Origin of the sequence: Noviherbaspirillum sp. UKPF54, assembly GCF_007874125.1 — a bacterium.
Classification (GTDB): Bacteria; Pseudomonadota; Gammaproteobacteria; order Burkholderiales; family Burkholderiaceae_D; genus Noviherbaspirillum.
Genome location: NZ_CP040128.1, coordinates 4,406,227 through 4,431,573 on the forward strand (window position 1 = coordinate 4,406,227; position 25,347 = coordinate 4,431,573).

Genomic DNA, 25,347 nt, shown 5'->3' on the forward strand with positions numbered 1-25,347 from the left:
GGCAAACTTGCGCACGACCCCATGAGAACTCCCAGTACGGCGGCCACCGCCACCTTCGGCCTGGAACCGGCCGGCTATCGCCAGTTGCTCGACCAGTTCGCGCATGCCAAGCGCGTCGTGGTGTACAGCGGCGCCGGCATGTCGGCCGATTCGGGGCTGCCCACCTATCGCGGCGCCGGCGAGCACCTGTGGACCGGCGACGTGCTGCGCAAGGTGGCCACGCCGGCCGGTTTCGCGCGCGACCCGGCCTTCGCGGTCGACTGGTACGTGCATCAGGCGATGCGGCTGCACACCGCGCAGCCGCATGCCGGCCACTACGCGCTGCTGGAGCTGGAACCGCACTGGACGGTGACGCACGTGACACAAAACGTGGACACCTTGCTGGAGCGTGCCGGCTGCTCGGCGGTCGTGCACCTGCACGGTCGCTACGACGAACTCAAGTGCACCCAGTGTTCCTGGCACGCTACCGTGTCCAGCCCCGATGTGCTGTTCCGGCCCTGCCCGCGTTGCGGCGGTCAGGTGCGCCCGGCCATTGTCTGGATGAGCGAAATGCCGGACCAGCTCGACATGGTCGAGGCGGAAGCGGCGGCCGCCGAGGCCGACATGGTGCTGGTGGTTGGCACGCCGGCGGAAATGTATCCCGGCGCGGCCGTGGTCGAAACCGCGCATCGCGCCGGCGCCGCCATCTGCGTCATCAACCCCGAATGGTGCGAGAACCTGCACTACGCGCGCTGGCAGCTGTTCGCCGGCGCGCGCGAGGCGCTGCCAGTGCTGGTGCGCGACGCGGTCGCGCGCCGGCGGATCGAAGGCAGGCCGATTCCCTGGTACCTGCAATGGCTGCCTGCCTGGGCGAAATAATTCCTTTGCCACTTCCGCGCCGGTACAATTCCGTTCCCCGCATGGCGCGCCGGATCGGCGCCGTGCCCGGACTATTGGCATTCAGGAAAAATGAACATCAGGATTCACGATGAATTGCGGGCCTATACCGACCCGCTGACCGCTGGCGAATATGCGGCGCTGGAGCGCAGCATTCTCGCCGAAGGCTGCCGCGACGCGCTGGTATTGTGGGGCGACGTGCTGATCGACGGACATAACCGTTATGCGATCTGCAAGAAGCACGGGATCGACTTCAAGACTGTCCAGAACGACAGCTTCGCATCGCTGGAAGACGTGCAGCTGTGGATGATCGACAACCACCTGGCGCGGCGCAGCGTGACAGATTTCCAGCGTGGCATGTTCGCATTGCGCAAGAAAGCGATTCTTACCGCGCGGGTCAAGGAGCAGCAGGAAAATCCGGCAGACCCGCAACCGGCCAACGAGCCGGCGAACCAGTCCGAAGCCGCGCCGGCCCCTGCCGCCGCGCAGCCGGCGCTGAGCACGCGCGAGGATGTCGCCAGGGCCGCCGGCATCAGCAGCAATGCGATCAGCCGGATCGAGAAAATCCAGAAAACCGCCGCGCCCGAACTGGTCGAGGCGGTCAGGACTGGCGCCATCTCGCTCAATGCCGCCGCCGCGGTGGCCGAGCTGCCGGTCGAGGCGCAGGTCGCCGCCGTCGTGGCCGGGAAACAGGAGCTGCGGCAGGTCGCCAGGCAGGTGCGCGAGGCGAAATCCCCAGCCAAGCCGCCCCGGACCGAACCAGCGGCAGGCCAGGCGCCAGCGGCGGCGCCGTCCGCCGATAGTGCCGCGCTGACGACCAGAATCGCCGCGCTGGAAGCGGAAAACAGCGCGCTCAAGGCGCAGGTCGCCACGCTGACCGCCGCACTCGACGAGGCCCGGCGTCCGGCCTGACGGCGACTTGATTGTGCGTTCATGTCATGGCGGCTGTCGTCATTGAACAAGACGGCCGCCGGCGCCTGCACTAGAGTCGGCGCAATCGACCGGCGACAGATTGCGAGAACGACAATCATCGGCAGCGCGCTTCCGCCATGCGGCATGTTTCCCGGGACGATGTGACCACGACATGACCGGGGCTGGCGCCCCGCATCCCCGGGAGGCGCAATGCATACAGATTTTGATTTCATCGTGATCGGTTCCGGCTTCGGTGGCAGCGTGTCGGCGCTGCGCCTGGCGGAAAAGGGTTACCGCGTCGCCGTCATCGAGCAGGGGCGGCGCTGGACGCCCGACAACCTGCCCAGGAGCACCTGGTCGCTGTCGCGCTGGATGTGGCGCCCGGCACTGGGATTGCGCGGCTTTTTCAGCATGCGCTTTTTCAGGCATGTCGTTGTCCTGCACGGCAATGCCGTCGGCGGCGGCTCCATCACGTATGCCAACACGCTGCTGGTTCCGCCCGACAGGGTCTGGCGCGAAGGAACCTGGGCCGGCCTGAATGACTGGGAAAAGATCATGCCGGCCCATTTTGCGACGGCGCGGCGCATGCTCGGCGTGACCACCAACCGCCGCCTGGGGCCAGCCGACCTGCGCCTGCGGGAAATGGCGCAAGCTGCCGGCGTCGCAGCCAGTTACTACCCGACCGAAGTCGGCGTCTTTTTCGGCAAGGAAGGCGACGCGGCGGGCACCACCTACGCCGACCCGTACTTCGACGGGGAAGGGCCGCCGCGCACCTCCTGCCATGGCTGCGGCGGCTGCATGGTGGGTTGCCGCCACGGCGCGAAGAATTCGCTCGACCAGAATTACCTGTACCTGGCCGAAAAAAAGGGCGCCGCGCTGTTTGCCGAAACCAGGGTGGTCGACGTCAGGCCGCTGCACTCGAGGGAAGACGGTGCGGCCGGCTATGCGGTGGAAACGCTGGCGCTGGCCGGCCCGGCGCGCGGGCAGAGACGCCGCCTGACCTGTCGCGGCGTCGTGTTCGCCGCATCCTCGCTGGGCACGCAGGACTTGCTGTTCCGCCTGCGGGAGAAAAAGTCGCTGCCGCGCATTTCGGACGCGCTCGGCCAGCATGTGCGCACCAATGCCGAATCGATCATCGGCATCCGCTTTCCCGGCTCGCAGGTCGACCTGTCCAAAGGCATCGCCATCGGCTCGGGCGTGTATGTCGACGAGCATACGCATATCGAGGCGACGCGTTACCCGGCGGGTTCCGACACGATGGGATTGCTCAGCACCGTCATGACGCTCGGGCGTCCCGGCTGGACGCGCCCGCTCACCTGGCTGGCTACGCTGGCCAGGCTCCTGCTCACCAGGCCGCTCACCACGCTGCGCCTGTTGACGCCGTTCGGCTTCGCGCGCGAAACGATGATCTTCCTGTGCATGCAGACGCTCGACGGGCATTTGACGATGCGCCTGAAGCGGCGCTGGTTCTGGCCGTTTTCCAGGCAATTGACCACGCACGGCAAGAAGATCCCGACCTTCATCCCCGCCGCCAACGATTTCGCCGTCAAGGCCGCCCAGGCCACCGGCGGCGTGCCGCTCACATCGCTCACCGAAATCCTGCTCGATGTGCCGACCACCGCGCATTGCATGGGCGGCGCAGCGATCGGCCGCACGCGCGCTGAGGGCGTGTGCGACGGCAAGAACCGCGTGTTCGGTTACTACAACATGTACATCTGCGACGGTTCCATGCTGGGCGCGAACCTCGGCGTCAATCCCAGTCTGACCATCACCGCGCTGACCGAGCACGCGATGAGCCATGTCCCGCCGCGCGAGCGGCAGCGTTGGAACGCGACCGGAACGGAAAGCGGGGAAGCTCCGGCACGCCGTACGGCTGACGACAGGGCGATGGAGGCTTGATTTCAGTCAAGGGAAATCGAGCCCCGGGCTGCCCGGCCAAAACATCCATGATTAAATAATTTCTCTGTGGATACATGGCAAGGCAACCGGGGTTTCTCATGCTTAATTCAGCGACAACATGCACCAGCAATGCATCATCCCTTTCCTGGACCGACGACCTGCTGACCGGCCATGAACGGATCGACGCCGATCATCGCAACATCTTTGACATTGCCCATCGTCTGGAAGCGGAAATCATCGCTCCGCCGGAACACTCGAGCGTGGGGGAAGTCCTGGTCGAGCTGATCGAGTACACGGGCGAGCACTTCCTGCGGGAAGAGGCGATCATGCGCTCGATCGGGTTTTCCGGCTACGACGAACACAAGCGGGAACACGACCTGCTGGTGCAGAAGGTGAACGCGCTGCATCGCAACTTCATGGACGGCAACGGCGATTCGTCCAGCGAGGTGCTGGACTTTTTACGCATGTGGCTGACGCACCACATCCTGCACATGGACATGGAACTGGTGCGCGGCATCAAGGCGGCGGAATAAGGGACGCGTTCAGGATTCGGCCATCGCGGGCTTGTGCTGCACGAGCAATTTCCTGCCCTCCCGGAGAAGATGTTCGAAAGCGTCGGCGGTGAGCGGCTTGCTGAAGTAATACCCTTGCATCTGATCGCAGCCGTGCCGCCACAAATAGGCGAGTTGTTCCTCGGTCTCCACGCCTTCGGCAATGACTTGCAGACGCAAGCCGTGCGCCAGCGAAATGATCGAACGCACGAGCTCGGCGCCGTCACCATTGAGCGTGATATCGCGAACGAATGACTGGTCGATTTTCAGCACGTCGATCGGGAAGCGTTTCAGATACGACAGGCTGGAATAGCCGGTGCCGAAATCGTCCACGGACAGGTGCACACCGAGTTTCTTGAGGTCGCACAGAATGCCGATCGCGAAGTCGACATCGGTCATCACCACGCTCTCCGTCAGTTCGATATCCAGCAGTTCGGCAGGCAGGCCGGTTTCCGCGAGGATGGCGGCGATCGATTTCGCCAGCCCGCCTTGCGCGAACTGCCGCGCGGACAAGTTGACGGCGACGCGCAACGGCGGCAGGCCGGCCAGCTGCCACGCGCGGTTCTGCCGGCACGCGGTGCGGATGACCCATTCTCCGATCGGCACGATCAATCCGAGCTCCTCGGCCAGCCCGATGAAGCGGGCCGGCGATACCATGCCGAGTTCCGGATGCTGCCAGCGGATCAGCGCCTCCATGCCGACGACGTTGCCCGTATAGAGATCGAGCTGCGGCTGATAATGCAGCAGGAATTCGCCGCGTTCCAGCGCGTTGCGCAGATCGCTTTCCAGGCGCAGCCGCTCAAGCGCCTTTTCATTCAGCGACGACGTGTAAAACTGGAAGTTGTCGCGTCCGATTTCCTTGGCTCGGTACATGGCGATGTCGGCGTGCTTGATCAGCGTTTCCGCGCTCGCGCCGTCGGCCGGGTAGGCGGCGATCCCCACGCTGCACGTCAGGAAGAATTCGTGGCCGTCGATGATAAAGGGCGGAGCGATCACATCCATGATGCGTTGCACGGTCGCCGGATCGAGCGCGTCGTCCGCATGTTCGGACAGCACCAGGACGAATTCGTCGCCGCCGAGGCGGGCGACGGTGTCCGTATGGCGCACGACGCTCAGCAGACGCTCCGACACTTGTTTCAGCAGGGTGTCGCCCGCCTGGTGGCCGAGCGTGTCGTTGACGAACTTGAAGCGGTCGAGATCGACGAACATCACCCAGACTTGCGCGCGCCTCTGCGATGCGCAGACGATGGCCTGGTTGAGCCTGTCATGCAGCAGGTTGCGATTGGCGAGCATGGTGAGCGCGTCGCGGTTGGCCTGGACCTCGAGCTGCTCCTCATAACGCTTGGTGGTGGTGACGTCGTATTTGGCCCCCACGAAATGGGTGACCGCGCCGCTGTTGTCGCGCACCGGGGCGACGTGGACGTCGGTCCAGAACATCGAACCGTCGCGGCGATAATTCCGCAACGTCACATGGCCTTCCTGCTGCGTGCGAAGCAGCCTGCGCAGTTCTTCCAGCCCTGCTTGTTCCTTGTCGTTCCGGTGCAGCACGCGCAGGCTTTTGCCGACGATTTCCTGTGCTGAATAGCCAGTCATGCGCTCGAATGCGGGGTTCACGTATTCGACCGGGTAGTGGGGGGGCGTCGCGCTGGTGATGACGATGGCATTCGCGCTGGCTTCGATCGCGCGCTGGCGCAGATGAAAGGCGGCCTCGGCGGCCTGCTGCCCGCTGCGATGGCGCAGGAACTGGAGCGCGACCGCCACCGCGTTGGCCAGCCCGGCCAGCAGTTCCACTTCTTCCGCGTCAAACGCATCCGGCTCGGCCGCATACACGTTGAGCAAGCCGAGATTTTTGCCGTCATGCGCCAGCGGAAGCGTCAGTTTCGAATTAAAGCCGCGTTGCAAAGCCTGTTCCCGCCACATGCTCATTTGCGGATCGCACTGGAGATTGTTGCTGATCGTGGGGCGGCCCGTGCGCAGCGTTGCGCCGATGGTGCCGCCTTCACGGATGCCGGCGTGCAGGGCGCTTTCGATGCAGGTCAGGTAGCCGTCATGTGCGCCAGCGATACCGGCAGGAGTAACGCTGCCGTCTTCCGCCAGCAGGCCGGACCAGGCCATGCGGTATCCCTCGCGCACGACCACTTCGCATATTCCCTGCAGCAGCGCGTTTTCATGCGGGGCATTGGCCAGCTCGACATCGCAGGCATGGATGGTGCGCAACGCGCGGTTGCTGCGGCGAATCGACTCTTCCATGCGCCGTTGCTCGGTGATGTCCCGTCCTAGGCAGTCCACTCGCCCCGGCTTGGACGGCGTGCTGGCGACGTAATGCGCGTCATAGTGCATCCAGCGCACGGCGCCGTCGGAACGGACGATGCGGCAGAGCAGGGCGTCGCGGCGCTTGTCGGCCAAGCCTCTCGCGAAGCGGGTCGCCCGCTTGCGGTCCGCCGGGTGCACGCAGCGCAGCCACAGCCGCGGGTCGTCGAGGAAGGACTGCGCGGCGTGCCCGTACAGCCGTTCCACCGCGGCGCTCACATACCGCACCTTGCCGGAAGCCGTATCGAACGTCCACAGCACTTCGTCGATGGATTCCACGATGTCCTTGAGCTGCTCTTCCTTCGATTCCAGCCTCAGGTAGGCCTGGCGCATGCCGGCATCGGAGGCCTGGCGCGCGACGTTGAGGGAACGCATGAACAGGAAGGCGAGAAAGCTGAGCAGCACGCCCGACAGCGCGGCAATCGGCGGCAGCCAGTATTGCGAACGGGTCTGGAAGTTGGGCCGCATGGTCAGGCCGAGCTCCCACGTATTGCCGCCGAACGTCAGGTCGAAGCTGCGCCGCAAGGGCGCGTTCGCGTCTGCCTTGCCGGCGGAGCCTGCCAGCCGGGCGAGGGCGCTGCTGAAAATCAGGGTCTGGTCGTCCTCGCCGGACCGCGTGCCCGCCTTGTCGCGGATTTCAATGTCCAGATCCTCGAGCAGCCGGGCGCCGAAGACGTTGCGCAGCATTTCGTCGACCCGGATCGCCAGGAAGAAAAAACCGGAAAATGCGTCGCGGCGCAGTGCCTGCGTATCGGGAATGCCGCCGCGGTAGAGCGGCATGTAGAACACGACGCCGTCCACATCGCCCGGCTCGACGAACAGGCGGACACGGCGGGTGGCGGCCCATTCGCCGGTATCCCGGGCGCGCTCGATCGCCTCGACTCTGCGCGGCTGCGTGGCATGGTCGTAGCCGAGGCCGAAACGGTTTTTGGCAAGCGGCTCGATGACGTTGACGACAAACGCGTCGGCAGTGCGCGACAGGGGCGCCGGATGTATGGCCGGCGGCTGGGCCTGCGCGTCGCTTGCATGGTCCTTGCGCAGCGCCTGTTCAAACGCCGGCCTGTCCGGCGGCGCAACCCGTGCGCTGAAGCCGACCGCCTGTACCGCAGGCAGCCGGTCGTTCAGTTTGAGCCATTCGACGCTTTGCCGGAACCGCTCGCGCGTCGGAAGCGGCGCGGTCCGGTATTCGGCCTGCATGCTGCGCAGCGCTTCGGCATAGGCATCGAGCTGGCGTTCCAGATTGTGCCTGGCTTCTTTCGCGCGGATGTCGAGCTGGGACTGGAGCTCCTGCCTGACAAGGTGGACGCCTTCCCAATAGACGAAGGCCGACGCCATCAGCCCGACCGCCAGGAACACCCGCGCCAGGCGCGGCGCCCGGCCCGATTCGGAAATGCGCGCCGCGAGCCCGGTGTTGCCAAACCAGCGTTTTTGATTTGCCACGGCTTCCATCCTTGTCTTGTCAGCCCTGTTGCCGGCGGCAGTCATGAAGGCCTCGCCATTCCTTGCCGCAGCCGGGCGCGATTTCCTAGAATTCTTCCCATTCCCCGGCGGATTCCACACGTGCATTCGCCACGCGGCGATACTGCGTTGGTGGCGTCGCCGATACAGCGACAGAATCCGCAGCACGCTGTTGTACGAGCGGCCGGGGCGCGGAAATCTGCTTGACGTTCGACAGCGGTGCAAGCTGCTCGCGTGCGGGACCATCGTGCAAGCCGTCGCCGCTGGTCTTGAACACGGCAACGGCCTGGGCCAGGCTGCGCGCCTTTTCCTCGAGCGACGCCGCCGCCGCGGCCGACTCTTCGACGAGCGCGGCGTTCTGCTGCGTCACCTGGTCCATCTGGCTGATGGCTTGGTTGACGTGTCCGATTCCCGTGGTCTGCTCGTTGCTTGCGGCGCTAATCTCGGTCAGGATGTCGGTCACCCGGCGCACGCTTACCACGATTTCATCCATGGTGCTGCCAGCCTGCTCGACCAGCCGGCAGCCGGCGTCGACCTTTTCCTCCGAGTTACCGATCAGGGTCTTGATTTCCTTGGCCGCTGCAGCCGAACGCTGCGCCAGCGCGCGCACTTCGGCGGCCACTACCGCGAAGCCGCGCCCCTGCTCGCCGGCGCGCGCCGCCTCCACCGCCGCGTTAAGCGCCAAGATATTGGTCTGGAAGGCGATGCCGTCGATGACGCCGACAATGTCGGAGATCGTCCTGGACGACTCGTTGATCGCGTCCATGGTTTTCACCACGTCGGCGACGATCGCGCCGCCCTTGAGCGCCACGTCGGATGCGGAGGCGGCCAGCGCGTTTGCCTGCGCGGCGCTGTCCGCATTCTGCCTGACGGTGGAAGTCAGCTCTTCCATCGAGGCGGCCGTCTGTTCGAGGGAGCTGGCCTGCTCCTCGGTGCGTGACGACAGGTCGAGATTGCCGGCGGCAATCTGTGCCGAGGCGGTCGACACGGTATCGGTGCCGCTGCGCACCTCGCTCACCACCGCGAGCAAGCTGGCATTCATGTCTTTGAGCGCTTGCAGCAACTGCCCGGTTTCGTCTGTCGACGGCACGTCGATGACGCTGGTGAGGTCGCCGGCGGCAACGGTCTTCGCCACGCCGACGGCGCGATGGATGGGGCGCGTGATGGAGCGCGTGATCAGGAATGCGAAGGCGATGCCGATGATGACGGCGCCCGCGCCTAATGCGAGCATCATCCGCGTGCCAGACGCCGATGCGCTTCTTATCTCCCCTGCGGCCGCCTGCGCCAGCTTCTTCTGCAGATCCGCGAGGTCGTGCACCGATGCCTGCAGCGTGTCGAGGAGCGGGAGCGTTTCGTCGAGCATCACCTTCTTTGCCTCGTCGGGCTTGCCGTCTTCGATCAGCTGGCTGACCTTGGTAAACGACGTCACATATTGTGCGCGTTCGGATTTGACGGCCGTCAGCAGTTCCTTGCCCTTGGACGAATACACCAGGCGGTCAAGGGTTCCCAGCGCCTCGACAATGATTTTCTTGTTGGACTCGATAAACGCGTAAGTCTTTTCCCGATATTCCTTGTCCGGCGCCTGGAACAACTCCAACGTGCGTCGCGCCTGCGCCCGGATGGTCGCGTTGATCGTGTTTGCTGCCTCCGCTTTCGCCCATTCCATGTCGATCATTTCCGCGGTGGAGCTCTCGATACTGGAAAGTCGTGCCATGCCAACCACGATCAATGTGAGTAACAGGGTGAGCACGATGCCAAAACCGATGGTCAGGCGCGTTCCGATGTTCATGTTTCGAAAGTGCATTTTTTCCTCTTGAAGATTTCGACGTGCCTTTGGCACGGCACGGGCGTCGCTCATTCCTGAGACGGCTTCGTCCGGCGATATGGTCTGCGGTGGGGGCAATGATGGCGGCGGCTGGTCATCGCGTGGCGCGGAATGGCCGATTTGACGCGCAGGCAGGATGCGGCCTGCGCGGGCAGAAAAAACGAGGTTCGTTCTTGATCGGCCGGTCTATTGCCGGTAAAACATATACTAAAAGTATATTTTATTGGCGAGATTTCCGAGGGGAAATGTCTTGATTCAGATCATCTTTTTCGAAGCCGCGATTTACATAATGGAAACGCTTTTGGCGGCAGCATGTGGCACGCGGCGATTGACTGGCCTTTACGTCAGGCGGTAATTGACGGGAACCAGTGGTGGCGGCAGGGCGGTGTCGCCGCTGGCTTCCCGGAGATTGATTTCGATGGTGCGGCAGAGCGCGTCAAGCGGCAGGTCGTTGTCGGACAGGCCGAATGGCTCTTCGATCTCGTCCCCCAGCGCATCCAGGCCGAAAAAGGTATAGGCGACGATCGCCACCACCAGCGGTGTCATGAAGCCGATCGTATCGACCAGGCCGAATGGCAGGAGAAAGCAATACAGATAGGCCGTCCGGTGCAGCAGCAACGTGTAGGAAAAGGGAAGCGGCGTGTTCTTGATCCGTTCGCAGCCAATCCCTGCGGCCACCATGGAAGACAAGGTCGCATCCACGGCCGGCGCCAGGCATGGGTCGATTTTCCCGTCCCTGATGCATTGCCCCAGGTCCGCGCCCATCTGCTGCATGAGGAAGTTCGGCGCATTCGTCGCCTGCTGCATTTGCCGCCATTCTTGTTCCGCAAGCAAACCGCGCACTTCGCCGGGCTCGCAGATATCGCGTACGCGCTGCCGCAGCAAATGCGCGTATGCGATGGCACGGTAAATCATTCTGACCCGGATATCGCTCACATCCTGGCCGGCGAGCAGCGGATGCTGGATCAGGCTTTGGCATTGCCGCGCCAGGTTCTGGCTGTCGGATACCAGCCGGCCCCAGAGTTTTCTCCCTTCCCAATAGCGGTCATAGGCTGCGCCATTGCGAAATCCCAGAAAGATTGCCAGCGCCAAGCCAATCAAGGTAAACGGAATGGGAGTCAGGGTGATTTTGAAATTGAACAAGGCGCCATGGCCGACGGTCACCGCGATGGCGACGATGACGTTGATGAGCAGCACTTTCCAGATGCTCGACAGGATCGATCCCCGTATCACGAAAAAAAGGTGAAGCCCGGATGGCCGGTCCCGCATGATCATGATGATGCTCCTTGCCATGCATGCCATACCGCTGCGGTGGTAAGGCATGCATGCGTGTCTTCCAGAATTGTCCCGCCTGCGCAGACGGGAGCAGGCGCTTCCCTGATGGTCTTTCCGGCCCGAGCGGGCCGGATGCCATTCTCGATGGGTATAGCGTATGAGTGAAAATTTCCAATTATGTTTGTTAGTTTACTGCTTTTAAAATCAATGGCCTAGACGTCATTCAACACGTTTGAAGTTTGTAAAATTTCTGCCTAGCAAGCTGGGATGATCCTCAAGATTTCCCCTTATGTTTGTAAGTTTGCCTTGTTGTTTGTCGACTGATTTTCTAGATTAACTATTATAGTAACCGTCTAGAAGAGCACGACATTAATGGTCACAAGGAAACCGCCACCCGATTTGCTTGGGCAAACTGGGACAACTCAAACCACGGGGCGGAATCCACGCAACGTCGGTAGGTTTCAATATGGTACAGGCCGCAGCATTTGCCTCACACCGCCAAGCGTTCCAGATGAAGCCCTAATTTCAGATGTCGGGCGGTATCACATCGTACATGCGCACTCTACCTCAGAGCAAACGTATCGTGAGTTATATAATGCGCCTCCCTTTCCGCTAAATTCCTGGATCCCAGGTCACATATCGCGATTGACGCGCCACATGGCTGGTGATCCGGTTGCAAATACCTTAGCTCTCCTACAGTCGAAAACGCTCTTTCCATTGTTCCAGGTTTTTTCTGGAGTGATGTTGCCTGATTATGGCAGCCCAAATAAAAAGAAAACTCACGATGATAATGAGGATGCCCTGGGGCAGGGATCTGATTCAATAGAAACTCCAAGGCGCCTTGTTACAGAAGAGATTCGAATCTGTCTGAACTGTCTTCATGACGATCTGAAATCATATGGCTTTGCCTACATTCATTTGTCACATCAAGTTCCCGGCGTACGGGTTTGTGCCAGGCACCGAACACCATTGATTGTCGAATGCCCATACTGTGAATGCCATTTCACCAGAAAAAAGGATCTCGTTTTGGCTCTCTGGACTGCCTGTCACTGTGCGAGATTGCTTTCCGACTTTCCGTTGCCAAAGGAAAAATCAGGAAATTTGGTACAAGTGTCGTATGCCCGGTTTGCAGCGGATTTGCTTTCAGCTGAACCCATACATGTCAACGCATATACATTGGTCCAGGGATATAAGAGGCGCCTTCAAGAGCTGGGTTATGCGACCTGGGGTTCACAATTTGAACGAACTCGCATCTTCTCCGACTTTGAGCAATTTTACGGATCAGATCTTATTGCAAAGGTAGATAGGGCATACCGGGAGCAACGCATGTCCGGCTGGTTCAACTTAGTCAACGAACAGTATTCGCCAGAAATTCCTCTTGGACGGCATCTGCTGTTCGCCCATTTTTTATTTCGAAAGACTAACCTGTTCTGGCAATACATGATTCCATATCATGCTCCCGACCTTTCGGAGGAAGCCAATCAGACCAAATCACACAGCAAGGGTGCCGGATCAGACGAGCCCAAGCGAAGGACTTCCGCATCGCTCAAAAAAGAGTCGCGACTGAAGGAGCTCCGACGTGAAGTCATGGCATCAGCAAAGGAAATTCCGAATTGTACGATCGGGGATTTATGGAAACATAAGTTCAGGACGATGACTTGGTTGATGCAGCGGGATCCGATGGCGGTGCCATGGCTGAAGGAACAGTTGGCAACGGTCAAGCCAAGGACTCACCCTAAACGCCCGAGTCTCCTAGAAGCTCATCCAAAGGACGGTGAGATCGCCGAAGCGATAAGGATGTCTGCTGAGCAGTTGTATGCTTCCGTTGAAAAGCCCGTCCGCGTGAGCGCCAACTTCTTGTTAAAAGATATTCCTTGGAATGCCTCGGCGCCGAACGCGACCCGCTTTCCTGCTTCGCAGCGTATTTTGAAGGAAGAAGTTGAATCGAACTGGCATTTCTATGCACGGCGCGTGGTCTGGGCGATACTCCATGGGGCCGTCGTCGACACCGCAATCAGAAACAAATCCGGTGTCGAATATGAGCGTGCAAAGGCTCTTGCGGCATATTTTTCTGGCTTGATGGGCCGTCCTGTAGCCATGGAAAAAAACACTATACTCAACGTGCTCGCGAAGTACGGAATCAACAAGCATTGGCAAGGACCATGTCCAGACAGGCAGTTCCTGAGTCCTGGGCGTGCTTATCGCAAGAAGGGGTGATGCAGCGGTTGCAATTTACTAGCCGCTTGAAATGCCAGCCATCCTGAAAACACGCCATTCGCGCACCTCATTGAACATGCCGGATGGACTCAATTGTTGCTTGCACCATTGAATGCGACGCGCCTGAAAGGCTTCAACTGATTCCAGCTCAGAGGACAAAGCCGTTGCGGTTTGCGGAAGCTTATGCAAATATTTTTGCAGCCATGCTGTATGGCCCGTGCGACGGCCGATTTCATTGATCGTGACACGGATTGGCTTGTCGCCAGGTTTCCGAATTTGAGCTGCAGTTTGTTTAACCACTAAAGCGAAATCGTTATCGCGCGCAGGCCAGTTAACCCGTTCTCTGGTAATTGCCTTTGGCTCTTGCAAGGCAATCTGTCGATCAAGCCATACCCTATCGTGTCGATACAACCATGCAAAATCTGCCGGAATGTTGGATTGTAATTCTTTGAACCCTGCATTTGGCAACTTGGCCTGCACTTCACTGAGTGCGATCCTCGCCCGTCGGCGTCGCACCAATTCCAGTGCGAATCGTCGTTGCTGCCGCAAGCTCTCGTCAGCTGCTAGCAGTCGATTCACCGTGGAAGCAGAGATATGCAAGCGACTCGAGATTGTTTCGATGGCTTCGCCTTTTGCCAATGCATCCGTTGCGCGCTCACGCGTTTCATCGCCCATTTTTTTGGGACGACGTTTCACGGTCATACCCAATCTTGCTGCATGTAGCAATGCCGTATTGACCGTTACGCCAAGCTGGATTGCGGCCTTGCGGATTGATATTCGCTGTGTTTCTATCAACTCACGCAGAGGTTGATCGATCGAGCTTACATTGCAAGCACCTCTTGCCGTTGCATGCGATACAGCCACCTGCGTATTACCCGCTTTTTCTGTGATCCAGAAGCGCAAGTTGTTCTCTAAAAGGCCAATGAGCAGCAAGTGTTTCAAGGGATGGTGATTACAGCGTGGCTTTCTGCATAGGGTCGCGAGCCAGCTTGACTCCGATTTGAGCGAACGGAGCAGGCAGTCAAAAGGAGGAACGTTTGCGAGCGGAGCCCAGAAGTCATAAAACTGCTGAGCGAGTTGATGCTGTCGTATGCGCTGCGACGGAACAGCAAGATTGCGACGCAATAGGCGGTCAAAATACTGATCATAGAGAGGCGCAGGGATGCGTTGGTCGGAAGCGAGAGTCAGTGCTTCAGCACTCATCCTGGCGACGAGCAGCAACCGATCTTGAGCCCCCTCGTTTGCGGAAACAACACTAGGGAAATGACCACGACCATTCTCGCCTGGAATTGCAAATTTCTGCCATCGGATTCGACAAGCAAGGTCACCATTTTGCGAGAGTGCAATCGCATGGTAAGGACATAGGAGCACGCCAGGCAATTGATGAACCCTATACCATGTCGTAATGCCTATTGTTTCGAGGTCTTCCGATGCACACGCTGGACAATACCGCAGCCAATCTGCGGCACCAATGCGGCTTGCCAGCATGCCTAACGATATCTTGGAGGTGGCAGCATTTCCCGATTTGATCTTCTGGAAGACAGAGTCATAGCGCTTGCAGCTATAGAAGGGTTGAAAGTACGGCAGGCAGGTATGCTCTCGAATTAAGGCTTCAATGTCGTCACCAAGGAAATTCAGTCGCTTGACGAGCAAGGGCAGGTTACTGGGAAAAGCTGTTCCGGTGCTTCTTGTTCGGGTACCCATCATCTCGTAAAGCGTATCGGTTCCCCAAGCGTGGCCTCGCAAGACATGATGGCGAGAGAGCGCGCCGTAGATCGTTTCGTCTGGAATCAGCGGAGATCCGGGGTAACCATATCGCTTCGGGCACCGTATAGCTCCACCTTGATCACCTTCCTGCGGAGGAATGAAGTCCAAGCGGGTCAGCATCGATTGATCCTTGATTGCGTAGCGCCTCAGCTGTTGACGAAGAATTGCCGGCGTTGCGCAAATCTCCATCATTGAATTCGTCCGTTGACGGGACGTGGGCGCTCTCATGATCCACTACATCCGGATGTTGCGCTGGATCTGCCGCTGGTGACGGCGAATTGTCTGTGGTGTAGCCCTCTGGCAAAGGATCTAGCTCATCCAGATGGTCCTGAATGATTTCTACTTCTCGCCGATTCACGGTCAACCGTGCAATAACGTCCTCGGGCGGAAGCAAATCCTCGTAAATAGACAGTGACTCCACAGTACCCTCGCGCAGTTTGTTCAGTGCCGAATGCAGCAATGTGAAATATTCGTCGTATATTTGTTTTAGGAGAGGAATAGTGATCGTTTCTGATTCGTCGACCATTGCCTGTTGCTGTGCCAGCTTGAACAGCAATACGACGAAATCAGGAATACTTTGGCTGAGGTCAAATACCGTATCAAGCATATTGTCGTCCGGCGGAGTTGCATTTCTCACCCACTGGTAGGCCCATACCCGCCGCACAAAGTCGTCCCACTCCTTGTTTCGCTTGGGAGGTCGTCGAAAATAGATCGGACCGTTCTCGGACGCCCTGCGCGCATCTTTCATTTCGTAGGAAAATAGCGCAGCCGCCTTGGAAGTGCCGATTTCCACAACAGGGACACGGAGCAAGGTTCTCAAATCTTGTAGAAAGCGCAACAAAGGGATTGCTCCACCAGTCTTTGCAAGACTTAGCCGTTGGATTTCGTCGATAAAAAGGAGTCCGAGAAAATGCGACGCGGCGATCTGGCGCATCGATCCTTCCAGCATGTCTTCACGCATCTTCGACTTTGAGAAGTCCTTCTCATACGTCCCCCCTGTATTCAACGCGATATCGACTTGCCGCGCGAATTCCCGGCAAAAGCTGGAGATTGACCCATTCTTCGGGCAAGTCACCTTCAACCATACCAATTGGGTAATCGGCATATGGCGTCCATTCCAGAACGAATGCCGGATCACTTGCTGGGGATAGGTGCGCAAAACGGCATCTGCACATGTCGTTTTGCCGGAGCCACTCAAACCAACGATAAACGCCTGCGATTCGGTGAGAACTAGTCTAGGGTCGACGAACGTTGCGGCACCATTGCGTGCGGTATAGATCGTGCGCCAGGTGGCTGGTTCGGCAGGATTGCGTACAACATAACCTGTCCGAATCAATCGGGATATGGTTCGTTCTACCTCATAGAATGTGGGCCTTCGTGGAACAACAATATGCTTCAATCTTCCAAGTAGATGCCATCTCAATTCAGTGGGGAGCTGGCGCTCACCAGTGTCAAACGGAGGTTTGAACAGCATCTTTAATGCCGCCTGTTTTTCACTCAATATCTCAGGCAACGCCTCGATCAGTGGATTGCCGCGGTACTCTTCTATAGGCTGTTCCCGGTAGGCGGGTGAATAGGAGTTAGGCTCCATGGCGGGCTCCGTAAAGAGCAGCTAGATGTCCCATAAATCTTCCAATGGGTCGGGGCCCGCAAGGTCCCGGCGAAGTGGAATCACGTTGGATGCAACTGGCTTGTTACCGTAGGACTCGGCCGCGTCGCGGGCACGCTCCACCCGCTCAGCAGTCTTTTCGAATGTCCGATTACTGTCAATGTTTGCAGTCTTCTCAGTTTTTGAAAGACCCTTTTTGGCTTTGGCCGCGGCCTGTTCTGCACGCTCGGCAATGTCATTGCACTCTGCCTCGAATACGGCAAATTTCTTGTTCGTCCTGTCTTCTATCTCATCGCTTGCAAGTGAGAGCAACTTCGCTCGGTCAAGTATCTCCTCAATTCTGGCAAGCCGATATTGTTCCTCGCGGTCCAATAACTTGCATGGTTCCCATTGATTTGATCGAGGATTTGGTATCCAGATAAATTCCGGCCAATCCGGTACGTAACGAAGCTCTATCCGGTTTCGCTTGCCCGTTGTACGGACGCGGGCAAACCATTCCTCCTTGATTGCTCGATCACTAGCGTAATGGCGGCCTGAAAAATAGATGCCTTCAGGACGAATGGTGCCTGTCCCTGCGGTCAACAAGTAAGTCCATATTTTTTGCTTGCTGATCGACTTGGCGCCACCTGTCAGGTTCTCCAGTCCCCAATTCCATACCGCAATCGGAGTGGCTTCTGTCAGGTTTGCGCCAAGCATTTCATTCGGTAGTGCCGCTGACTGGTATGCCGACCAGTTATAGATGATCAATCGGCGTATCAGGATGCGCGTTAGCTCCCCGATTGTCAGGCACGCATCCAACCTGTATTGACGCTGCTTGACATCCTCCAATCGAGGATTCAACGCACCGGGAAGAAAATGAACGGTATGGTCGTTGATCAGACGGAACTGCCGTTCGACGTTTGGCTTCCAATCCCCACGCCGAGCAGTGGCATTCTGCAGCTTGATGCCGAGTGCCTTAGGCAGCGCGTCAGATGCCTTGGACTTCATTTCACTGTTGTCAGCCAACACCTTGTGTGGGAGGTGGTGGCATGGCCACATGTCCTCTGTAATCTCCACTCCAAAGCGTCGGCAGAAGTCGACCTTGGAGGTAAATGCGTTGAATAGTGCCAGGCGAGCGCCCTCCCAGCTCGGTCCCTCGAGCCCAAGGTAGAAACCCACGACCATTCGCGAAAACACGTCCACAACGACATACAGAACCGGCCGGCCGATGACCCAAGCACGATTGAAGGCGGAAACAAGATAGACATCGACGATTGTCGAATCGATCTCGTAGCGCGCGCATGGGCCGAAGACACCTTGGCGCGAGGAACCGAGAACGCCGCGATATTTCAGTGCCCAAGTCGTTGTGCTGACATGTTTCTTAGTCAGGTCCAGTCGATAGTCTTCCTCCCGGAAGACCAACCAGAATTGTTTATAGGTGATCGTTTGGTGTATTTCCGGCGGAATTGGAATACGCAAACCGCGGTGGTCGATTTCTCCCTGACTGAAAAAGGCGTTTTTGGTATCTTGCCATGCCTTCTTGATCGTCGTTCCGGGCTTCCAGAATCGGTCTATCCCCTCAATGATGGAATTCCGGACATCGGCAATTGAAGGGCCGATCTTTTCGGTGCTGCCAAGGCCAAGTTTGGCTCTATCTGGCCGTCGACCTCGTTTTGCTGTTTTCGGTGCTTGCTTGCTTCCAGCACAGCCGCATCGATCATAGCGGCCAAGCAATGCGTCGTCGCAGCATCCATAGGCGAAGTATTTGTATAGGGGGCGGTAGACTTGTATCCATTCCTTACCTAGTTCGGCAGCACGCGCCGACACAAGCGCCCCGCGGGTCCCGGGAAGATAGATCTGAGGAATATGATGATCGTCCACAAGAGGTTGGATGATCTCCCAGCCTCGGTCCCGGACATCCTTGCTGATCTTGGGGAGGTCGGATTCGTTTAGAAAGGCATATGGACGCGGATCTGATTCGATGAAACGAAGCAGCTTGCGAGCAATTAATTGTTCAACCTGCGAGAGCGGGTAGAGCTTTGGCTTTTTCAGTTGTTTTTCAATGCCGATCGTTACCAACAAGTCCTGAGCGCGGTCTACCCAAAGCACGCGTTGGGGTACATGGAAACCCACGTTTTCTTCACCAGGCGTTTGTTCGAAGACCTGCCCATGGCATAGCAAGAACTTTTCCCCATCATCCGGCATGACACGCTCCTTTGTTGCCGAAACGAATGGACACATCATCTATGGCAAGTGCGCGCACTGGATGGAGGGGGCCGAGCGGGTGCGTCAAGTCGAGTTCAATCAGATGGTGCCAGACACAATGCCGAAATAGCTGATAGAGCGCTTCATTGTCGGGTTTCCCAATCAAGTCCGCGCACGCGGCGAGTATTTGCTTTAGCGGAGAGCCTTCTTCCCACGCGATGCGAAATGCGCGAAGAAACGCTGGTAGCCTGGCATGTAGTTGAGGTGCTGAACGATCGATTTCAACGACCAGGTAGTTCAGCCAGTCCAGATTTCTGATTAGGGTAGCAGGTATGTCGTGATCAGTGATCAAGATCCACTGGATGCCTCTCCCCAACCAGTAACGACGTTCCAATTCCAGCTTTTCGAGAACCCTGCTGCGGCTCTCGCCGTTAAGGTCCTCTTCCGACTTAATGCTATACGCCACCAGTCTGTGGTCGCCAACACGATTTCTTATGGTAAGAAGGAAATCAGTGGTCATCACCAGCATCGTTTTGCTGTTCGGATACCGCGGATGACGAATGCGCAGGTTTTCAGCGATGGTCTGCGTCGCTCGTTCCGGTAGCAGTGGAAATTGTTCACGGATATCGACTACTTGCTGTGCATAGTCCGCCATCAAGCAAAAGTCATCTTCGTTGTCTGAAAAAAGATGATGGGTGCGTCCTGTAGTAATGCCTGGTGCGCGGCTTGATCGTCCCTTCGACGAAAAGCAGCGAACGTCGATCCATGGCTTGTAGTTTTCGCCTTCACCCTGGCCAAGTCCTTGAGACTTCCACCTTTGAATGTCTTCAATGGTGATTGGAAAACGCCTCATCATCTCTATCCTTGCAGAATTGACTTTCTACCGATGATTGCCGCGTTGATCATCTATTCAGTCTATAGGGTGACGTGATGACGTCAAACCGAATTAAGGCGTATCATCAAGCAGTGGCGTCCAATCAAGGAGTTTGGCAACCCGACGGATTATCCAATGCATTTCAGGAGCCGTTCCCCAGCCACACTTTTCCATTCTGATAAATTGATTCGCCAGAATTTCTGCCTTGGATAAATGCACCCATGCGCCGGTTTGTAACTCGCAACATTCGGCAGCTAAATGCTGTGCTAACTCTTCACAAATTTCCCATGATCTCCAGAGTGAAAGAGGCGATGAGCCTAATGCATATAACTTGCCATCGTATTCTTCGAGGGACTCGGTGAGCTTCCCGTTGACCGCGGCCACTACAGGGCGGGGGCGAGGGAAATTTGTGGGAACTACCGAATGGTCAGGGACTGGTGGTGAATTGTTCATGTTTCCCTCTACAAGAAGAGCGCTAAGGCTTAGCTCTCGTGAGGCAAGCTGGGAAGCATGGGGTGCCTATTAAGTATACTAAATAGACTAGCACATAGAGCCGAGCGATGCTACGGCTCTTATGAGTAGCGCTAAAAAAACAATATCCGCGAGGGAAAGACTTGGACGGAACCTGCGTAGCTATCGAGAAGCGCAGGGGTGGTCCCAAGAGAATCTAGCCGCGCAGGCAGGGCTGACGCAGACGTTTCTTTCACAAATGGAAAATGGCTTAACCAATGTTTCGCTCGACAATATCGAACGTTTGGCAGAGGCCCTTAATCTGGATATTGGTGAATTGCTAAAACTTTAAGGTGTTAAAGCAAACTTTGACCATCGCGAGATACCTCGTAGCCCAACAATGCTGAATACCTGCCAGTGGTTCTACGAATGCGAACGGTGTCATAAACTACTCAAGCCCAAGGCGGACGACTGGTGTGTCTTCTGTTCGTATGAAAATGTCCCATGCCCACCGATGCAAGTACAGAGCAACCGCGCCAACTACTGTGCCAATGACTAGAATTCATGGTTCAATGCCGCCAAAATGGGGCAAAACGACTGGACTCGTCTATCTGGGTGCCGTACTTCTTTGGAGCTGCTGTGAAATTTCCAGAAGTGGTTTAATTCCAGAGCCAAAGCGCGCAATGGCGCCTCTGTTTTCCTTCAGTTCACTGTAGGGTAAGTAACGTATATTCAGTTCGGAAACGCGAGAAAACGCCGGCCTGCACAGCTGCTGTTCGACCTCGTCCCGACGATTATCGGGCGCAACCAAGAACAACGTGCTGTTCTCGCCAACGCCGGTGCCGAGCGCCAAGTCGAGCATACGTACAATGCCGGAATAAATCGAGGTTGAATGCTCCACCTCAAATGCAGCTGCAACTTCAAGTGAGCCACGACCAATCCACACGACGTTAATCAGTCGCACTGAGTCCATACCTGCCGTCACGTCGCAAGTGGCGGCAATTTGCCGATAAGCAGTCATTGCCATTGCTAAATTGAAAGATGGCAACCGACCCATAAGCGTCATTCAAATTTCGGCTGCCCGATAGTCCGCTACCGAAAGCGGAAAAGACAGTCGAGAAAACGATCGGTTGTCCGTACGTCAGCAAATCACTCCCCATGGTCAATTACCGGAAGCGGCCATGCTAGAACCTCGGCTTTTTGTGGTCTGGACTGACTCTCCTGACCTACAGCCGTCATTGATGTAAGCCTCGACAGAAGCGTACGAGCAACTTTACTCTGCGACAAAGCGCATGAAGAACCATTGTTTCACTCCTTCCACCGCCAACAGATAGAAGATCAGCATGGCGACGAGGATAAGAAAGAAAAGAGCCGGCGGAGCCACGAAACCAAGCTGCATGCCAGCAGGAGTGAACGGGAGCAGTACGGCAACCGCCGCCACGGCCAGTGAACAGACGACGAGCCACGGATTGGGGCGGCTCCGGAAGGGTGTTCTGCGGGTGCGAATAATGAAAATGACCAGAACCTGAGTGGCCATGGATTCAATGAACCAGCCGGTATGGAAGAGCGCCTCGCCGGCATGGAAGATTGCCAGCATGATGTAAAAGGTAAGGAAGTCGAAGGCTGAACTGACAGGGCCGATAATCAGCATGAAGTTGCGGATGAAGGTCATGTCCCAGTGCCGCGGATGGCTCAAGTAGTCGTCATCGACCCTGTCCAGCGGGATGGGAAGTTCGGAAACGTCATAGAGCAAGTTATTGAGCAAGATCTGCACCGGCAACATGGGGAGGAAGGGCAGAACAAGTGAGGCCCCGGCCATGCTGAACATGTTGCCGAAATTGGAACTGGTGCCCATCATGATGTATTTCATGATATTGCCGAAGGTGCGCCGGCCCTCCTGAACGCCGGCATGGAGAACGCCCAGATCGTGCTCCAGGAGGATCATGTCCGCTGCCGCTTTCGCCACGTCCACCGCGCTGTCCACGGAAATGCCCACATCGGCCGAATGGAGCGAAGGCGCGTCATTGATGCCGTCGCCGAGATATCCCACCACGTGGCCGCGCCGCTTCAGCGCGAGGATGACGCGGTTTTTCTGGGCCGGCGCCACGCGGCAGAAGAGGTTGACTTGCTCGACCCGCGCTGCGAGTGCCTGGTCATCCAATTGCTGGATATCCGCGCCGTTCAGCACACCCGTAACCGGGAGTCCGAGTTGTGTGCAAACATGCTGGGTGACAAGTTCATTGTCGCCGGTGATGATCTTGACCGCGACTTGGTCGGCGGCCAACCCGGCCAGCGCCGCCTTGGCGCTTTCCTTGGGCGGATCGAGGAAGGCAGCGAAGCCTGCGAAGACCAATTCCGCTTCATCACCGACGACGGCATGCGCATGTTCCATCCCCACCTGGCGCGACGCAATTCCCAACACGCGGAAACCTTCTCGACTGAGGGCTTCAAATTGCGCATTGATGCGCGCGTGCGCCACACCATTTAGGGGATGCCGATTGTCCTCTCCCACCAGCTCGCAACTGACCGACAGACGCAGGATATCTTCGGGAGCGCCTTTGACCACGAGCAGCCTGTTAGTGCCGTTGTCCAGGAGCACCGATATCCTGCGGCGCTCGAAGTCGAACGGTACTTCATCAATCTTGCGCCAAGCGCTGACGTCGATCTCTGTATGCTCAAGGATGGCATTATCCAGGGGACTCTTCACCCCCGTTTCAAAAAAACTGTTGAAATAGGCAAACTCCATAACCGGCTGACTTTCCCGGCCGAAGGGATCCAGGTGGCGCTCCAAGTGGATGCGAGCCTCGGTCAGCGTGCCGGTCTTGTCGGTGCAAAAGACATCCATGCTTCCCAAGTTGTGAATCGAGGCGAGCCGCTTGACGATTACCTTGCTGGCCGCCATGCGCAGCGCGCCACGAGACAGCGTCACGGAGATCACCATCGGGAGCAGTTCAGGTGTCAGCCCGACGGCCAAGGCGACGGCAAACAGGAAAGAGTCGAGCCAGGGGCGATGAAAGAAAGCATTGACCAGAAGGACGAACAGGACGAGGAGGACCGTCATGCGCAGGATGAGAATCCCGAAATGGTGGATTCCCTGCTCGAAGGCCGTCGGCGGAGCCTTGGCAAGCAAGGTGTCGGCAATTTCACCCAGCGCCGTGTCCTGTCCGGTGCGGCACATCAGCACCCTGGCCGAACCGCTGATCACTGAAGTTCCTAACAGAACGGTATTGCCGGCTGCGAGGATCTTGGTTTCTGCCGACAATTCATCAGGGGCCTTTTCCACCGGATAGGGTTCTCCGGTCAGGAGAGCCTGGTTGACGAAGAAGTCTTTTGCCTCCAGCACCCGGCCATCGCAGGGAATCAGGTCGCCAGCGGTCAGGAGCGCCACATCGCCGGGCACCAGCTCCGCCAAGGGTATCTCAACGGGCTTGCCGTCCCGTAGCACCTGTCCGCGTACCGCCACCGACTGACGCAGCCTTTCCGCCGCCTGTCCGGCCCGATACTCCTGGGCAAAATCGAGGGTCACACTGATCAGGACGATGGCGCTGATGATGAAGAAACTGGTAGCGTCGCCGGTAAGCGCGGAAAGAGCGCTGGCGACAAGGAGAATGATGACCAGGGGGTTGCGGAACTTGGCCAGGAATTGAAGGACTAGCGCCCTTTTCCGTTCGCCATGAATCACGTTTGGACCGAACTGAATCAAACGTGCGGCCGCCTCGCCGCTACTCAGTCCGTCAGGGCTTGCGCCGATTCGTTCCAAGATTTCCGTAATGGGAAGGCGCCAGAATGGGAAATCGGTTTTGACCGCGGATGTCGGCATGGTGGCGCCCTTTGGAGAGCCGAATAAAAATTAGAAGGTCTAGCGTTGCTCAAACTGAACCGATCACTCCGATAAATTTCCAAGACCGTTTGGCAGCGCGCGAATCGTTCAGTAAGTTCATCCTTCATTGAGGAGTATCAGGTAGGGTTTCAGCACTCTTTCTGCCGCGCAGCAAAGTGCTTGTCTCTTGTTAGATAAAAATGCTTAATTAAGATCCTATCGTTCTCATAGCCCCAGTTTAGTCTGAGAACATTGTCTCGCGCTTTAGGTCCATGCCCTGGAAACGGAAGAGCAATTTGAAGTCCCATCATTTGGCCCTATGGCTTTTTAGGGAAAGCAGTGAGCACAAGCACGCTCTCTTTTTTCGGATAAAAAAGTGGGGGCGACTCATGATCATCGTTTTGGAACGTGGCTATGCCACAACTGGAACTTAGCGATCAGGAAAAAGAAACACTTGCAGAAGTCTTGACGAGCATTTTGTCCGAACTGAGCACTGAAATCAGCCATACGGATCGCCAAGGATACCGCGATCAGATCAAAGCGCAAGAACATATGATCCAAAGCATTCTGGGGAAATTGAAGCAGTTCTAGGAACTGCTGAGACTCAGAATAACCTATTTGCATTCTGATTTTCATGGGAAGCCAGAATGATTCGTACTCAGATGAGCAACGCGCATTGGCAGCGCATCGGGACGCCTGTTGCCGGGAAGGAAAAGCGACCTCGGTCGCGCCGTCGCCGATCATCGGCTTTTTACTGAAGCCGTTCTATGAGGACGTACTGGCATTTCATGGGGTGACCTAGCGAGTCTGGTCAATGGAAATACGACATTAGCGTTGAATTACCCATCAAATACAGCATTGTGATGGGCATATTTTCATTCACTGATTTCTTTTTCCGGGCGAATCTTTTGCAAGATGTCCGCCTTCGCTATCCCACTTTGCGACTTCAGCTTGGTCAATCTCATACCCCGGCGGTCGATAAGTACCGGTCTTCGTCACCGCCTCGTCAATTTCCTGAGGGGTAAGCAGCACGGTCGTTTTGCACTGGGTCACTCCAGCGGCATTGACTCTGATCGCAAGTGCGGCGGCAGTGACATTGTCTGGGAGATCGCCAATGATGAAAACGTCCTCGTTACCAAAGGCAAAATAAAAAGCTTCAACGGTTCCGCCGATCGATTTGAATAGTTCCTCAACAGCATCACGTCGCCCCGTCCCTCCCTCTTTGAGCAGGCCCTTTACACCGTCGCTGAAATATCTGGCTTGAATGAGATACTTTGGCATTTGAATCTCCTTCCAGGTTATTCGCACCTTACTGGGGAA

18 protein-coding genes and 1 pseudogene are annotated in these 25,347 nt (G+C 57.4%); 8 read left to right on the plus strand and 11 right to left on the minus strand.

Translation table 11 applies throughout. The features are described from left to right. Nucleotides 1–21 precede the first annotated feature (21 nt). The 4 genes from FAY22_RS20310 (at nucleotide 22) to FAY22_RS20325 (ending at nucleotide 4,220) form a co-directional block, all read left to right on the plus strand. Nucleotides 22–858 carry a Sir2 family NAD-dependent protein deacetylase gene (locus tag FAY22_RS20310; RefSeq protein ID WP_168204904.1) on the plus strand — a complete coding sequence of 279 codons (837 nt, stop codon included), beginning with the start codon at nucleotides 22–24 and terminating at the stop codon, nucleotides 856–858. Nucleotides 859–948: 90 nt separating this feature from the next. Beyond that, nucleotides 949–1,788, plus strand: a complete 840-nt coding sequence (locus tag FAY22_RS20315) for a hypothetical protein (protein ID WP_146332557.1) — start codon at nucleotides 949–951, stop codon at nucleotides 1,786–1,788. Nucleotides 1,789–1,998: 210 nt separating this feature from the next. Beyond that, entirely contained in the window at nucleotides 1,999–3,687 is a 1,689-nt protein-coding gene (locus FAY22_RS20320; RefSeq protein ID WP_146332559.1) for a GMC family oxidoreductase, read from the plus strand. 98 nt (nucleotides 3,688–3,785) lie between these two features. Further along, nucleotides 3,786–4,220 carry a bacteriohemerythrin gene (locus FAY22_RS20325; RefSeq protein ID WP_168204905.1) on the plus strand — a complete coding sequence of 145 codons (435 nt, stop codon included), beginning with the start codon at nucleotides 3,786–3,788 and terminating at the stop codon, nucleotides 4,218–4,220. 9 nt (nucleotides 4,221–4,229) lie between these two features. Here the strand turns inward: FAY22_RS20325 and FAY22_RS20330 are convergent, their stop codons facing one another. From FAY22_RS20330 to FAY22_RS20340, 3 genes are all read right to left on the minus strand, one after another. Then, complete coding sequence (locus FAY22_RS20330) at nucleotides 4,230–7,988, minus strand: EAL domain-containing protein (RefSeq protein WP_168204906.1); 3,759 nt, start codon at nucleotides 7,986–7,988, stop codon at nucleotides 4,230–4,232. Nucleotides 7,989–8,073: 85 nt separating this feature from the next. After that, on the minus strand, nucleotides 8,074–9,810 hold the full coding sequence (locus FAY22_RS20335; protein ID WP_146332565.1) for a methyl-accepting chemotaxis protein: 1,737 nt from the start codon (nucleotides 9,808–9,810) through the stop codon (nucleotides 8,074–8,076). Nucleotides 9,811–10,170: 360 nt separating this feature from the next. After that, entirely contained in the window at nucleotides 10,171–11,106 is a 936-nt protein-coding gene (locus tag FAY22_RS20340) for a bestrophin family protein (protein ID WP_146332567.1), read from the minus strand. A gap of 372 nt (nucleotides 11,107–11,478) precedes the next feature. On the opposite strand from FAY22_RS20340, the gene FAY22_RS20345 reads away from it, so the two are divergent. Next, nucleotides 11,479–13,323, plus strand: a complete 1,845-nt coding sequence (locus FAY22_RS20345) for a TnsD family Tn7-like transposition protein (RefSeq protein ID WP_146332569.1) — start codon at nucleotides 11,479–11,481, stop codon at nucleotides 13,321–13,323. Nucleotides 13,324–13,341: 18 nt separating this feature from the next. On the opposite strand, the gene FAY22_RS20350 is transcribed toward FAY22_RS20345, so the two are convergent. The 5 genes from FAY22_RS20350 to FAY22_RS20370 all read right to left on the minus strand — a co-directional run bounded on the left by FAY22_RS20350 (nucleotide 13,342) and on the right by FAY22_RS20370 (nucleotide 20,210). Beyond that, nucleotides 13,342–15,210: a TnsD family Tn7-like transposition protein gene (locus tag FAY22_RS20350; RefSeq protein WP_168204907.1), complete on the minus strand. Its 1,869-nt coding sequence runs from the start codon at nucleotides 15,208–15,210 to the stop codon at nucleotides 13,342–13,344. Next, nucleotides 15,170–16,681: an ATP-binding protein gene (locus tag FAY22_RS20355; RefSeq protein WP_146332573.1), complete on the minus strand. Its 1,512-nt coding sequence runs from the start codon at nucleotides 16,679–16,681 to the stop codon at nucleotides 15,170–15,172. The genes FAY22_RS20350 and FAY22_RS20355 overlap by 41 nt, the downstream gene beginning before the upstream one ends. A gap of 21 nt (nucleotides 16,682–16,702) precedes the next feature. Beyond that, the gene (locus tag FAY22_RS20360) at nucleotides 16,703–18,883 is read right to left on the minus strand and encodes a DDE-type integrase/transposase/recombinase (protein WP_168204908.1); all 2,181 of its coding nucleotides are present in this window, start codon (nucleotides 18,881–18,883) and stop codon (nucleotides 16,703–16,705) included. Next, the gene (locus tag FAY22_RS20365; protein ID WP_146333562.1) at nucleotides 18,873–19,736 is read right to left on the minus strand and encodes a TnsA endonuclease N-terminal domain-containing protein; all 864 of its coding nucleotides are present in this window, start codon (nucleotides 19,734–19,736) and stop codon (nucleotides 18,873–18,875) included. The genes FAY22_RS20360 and FAY22_RS20365 overlap by 11 nt, the downstream gene beginning before the upstream one ends. A 93-nt stretch (nucleotides 19,737–19,829) precedes the next feature. After that, a complete protein-coding gene (locus tag FAY22_RS20370) occupies nucleotides 19,830–20,210 on the minus strand; it encodes a hypothetical protein (protein WP_146332577.1) in 381 nt (126 codons plus the stop codon). A 121-nt stretch (nucleotides 20,211–20,331) separates the two neighbouring features. On the opposite strand from FAY22_RS20370, the gene FAY22_RS20375 reads away from it, so the two are divergent. Beyond that, nucleotides 20,332–20,559, plus strand: coding sequence for a helix-turn-helix domain-containing protein (locus tag FAY22_RS20375; protein WP_146332579.1), 228 nt, complete (start codon nucleotides 20,332–20,334; stop codon nucleotides 20,557–20,559). Nucleotides 20,560–20,607: 48 nt separating this feature from the next. Beyond that, on the plus strand, nucleotides 20,608–20,766 hold the full coding sequence (locus FAY22_RS22630; RefSeq protein WP_371417316.1) for a GDCCVxC domain-containing (seleno)protein: 159 nt from the start codon (nucleotides 20,608–20,610) through the stop codon (nucleotides 20,764–20,766). A 48-nt stretch (nucleotides 20,767–20,814) separates the two neighbouring features. On the opposite strand, the pseudogene FAY22_RS20380 reads toward FAY22_RS22630, so the two are convergent. Both FAY22_RS20380 and mgtA read right to left on the minus strand, forming a co-directional pair. After that, nucleotides 20,815–21,192: pseudogene (locus FAY22_RS20380) on the minus strand (type II restriction endonuclease); the annotation flags it as partial. 288 nt (nucleotides 21,193–21,480) lie between these two features. Beyond that, nucleotides 21,481–24,027 carry a magnesium-translocating P-type ATPase gene (mgtA, locus tag FAY22_RS20385; RefSeq protein ID WP_146332581.1) on the minus strand — a complete coding sequence of 849 codons (2,547 nt, stop codon included), beginning with the start codon at nucleotides 24,025–24,027 and terminating at the stop codon, nucleotides 21,481–21,483. 414 nt (nucleotides 24,028–24,441) lie between these two features. On the opposite strand from mgtA, the gene FAY22_RS22080 reads away from it, so the two are divergent. Further along, a complete protein-coding gene (locus FAY22_RS22080; RefSeq protein WP_168204909.1) occupies nucleotides 24,442–24,618 on the plus strand; it encodes a hypothetical protein in 177 nt (58 codons plus the stop codon). A gap of 288 nt (nucleotides 24,619–24,906) precedes the next feature. On the opposite strand, the gene FAY22_RS20390 is transcribed toward FAY22_RS22080, so the two are convergent. Next, nucleotides 24,907–25,308 carry a GYD domain-containing protein gene (locus tag FAY22_RS20390; protein WP_146332583.1) on the minus strand — a complete coding sequence of 134 codons (402 nt, stop codon included), beginning with the start codon at nucleotides 25,306–25,308 and terminating at the stop codon, nucleotides 24,907–24,909. Between the last annotated feature and the right edge of the window lie 39 nt (nucleotides 25,309–25,347).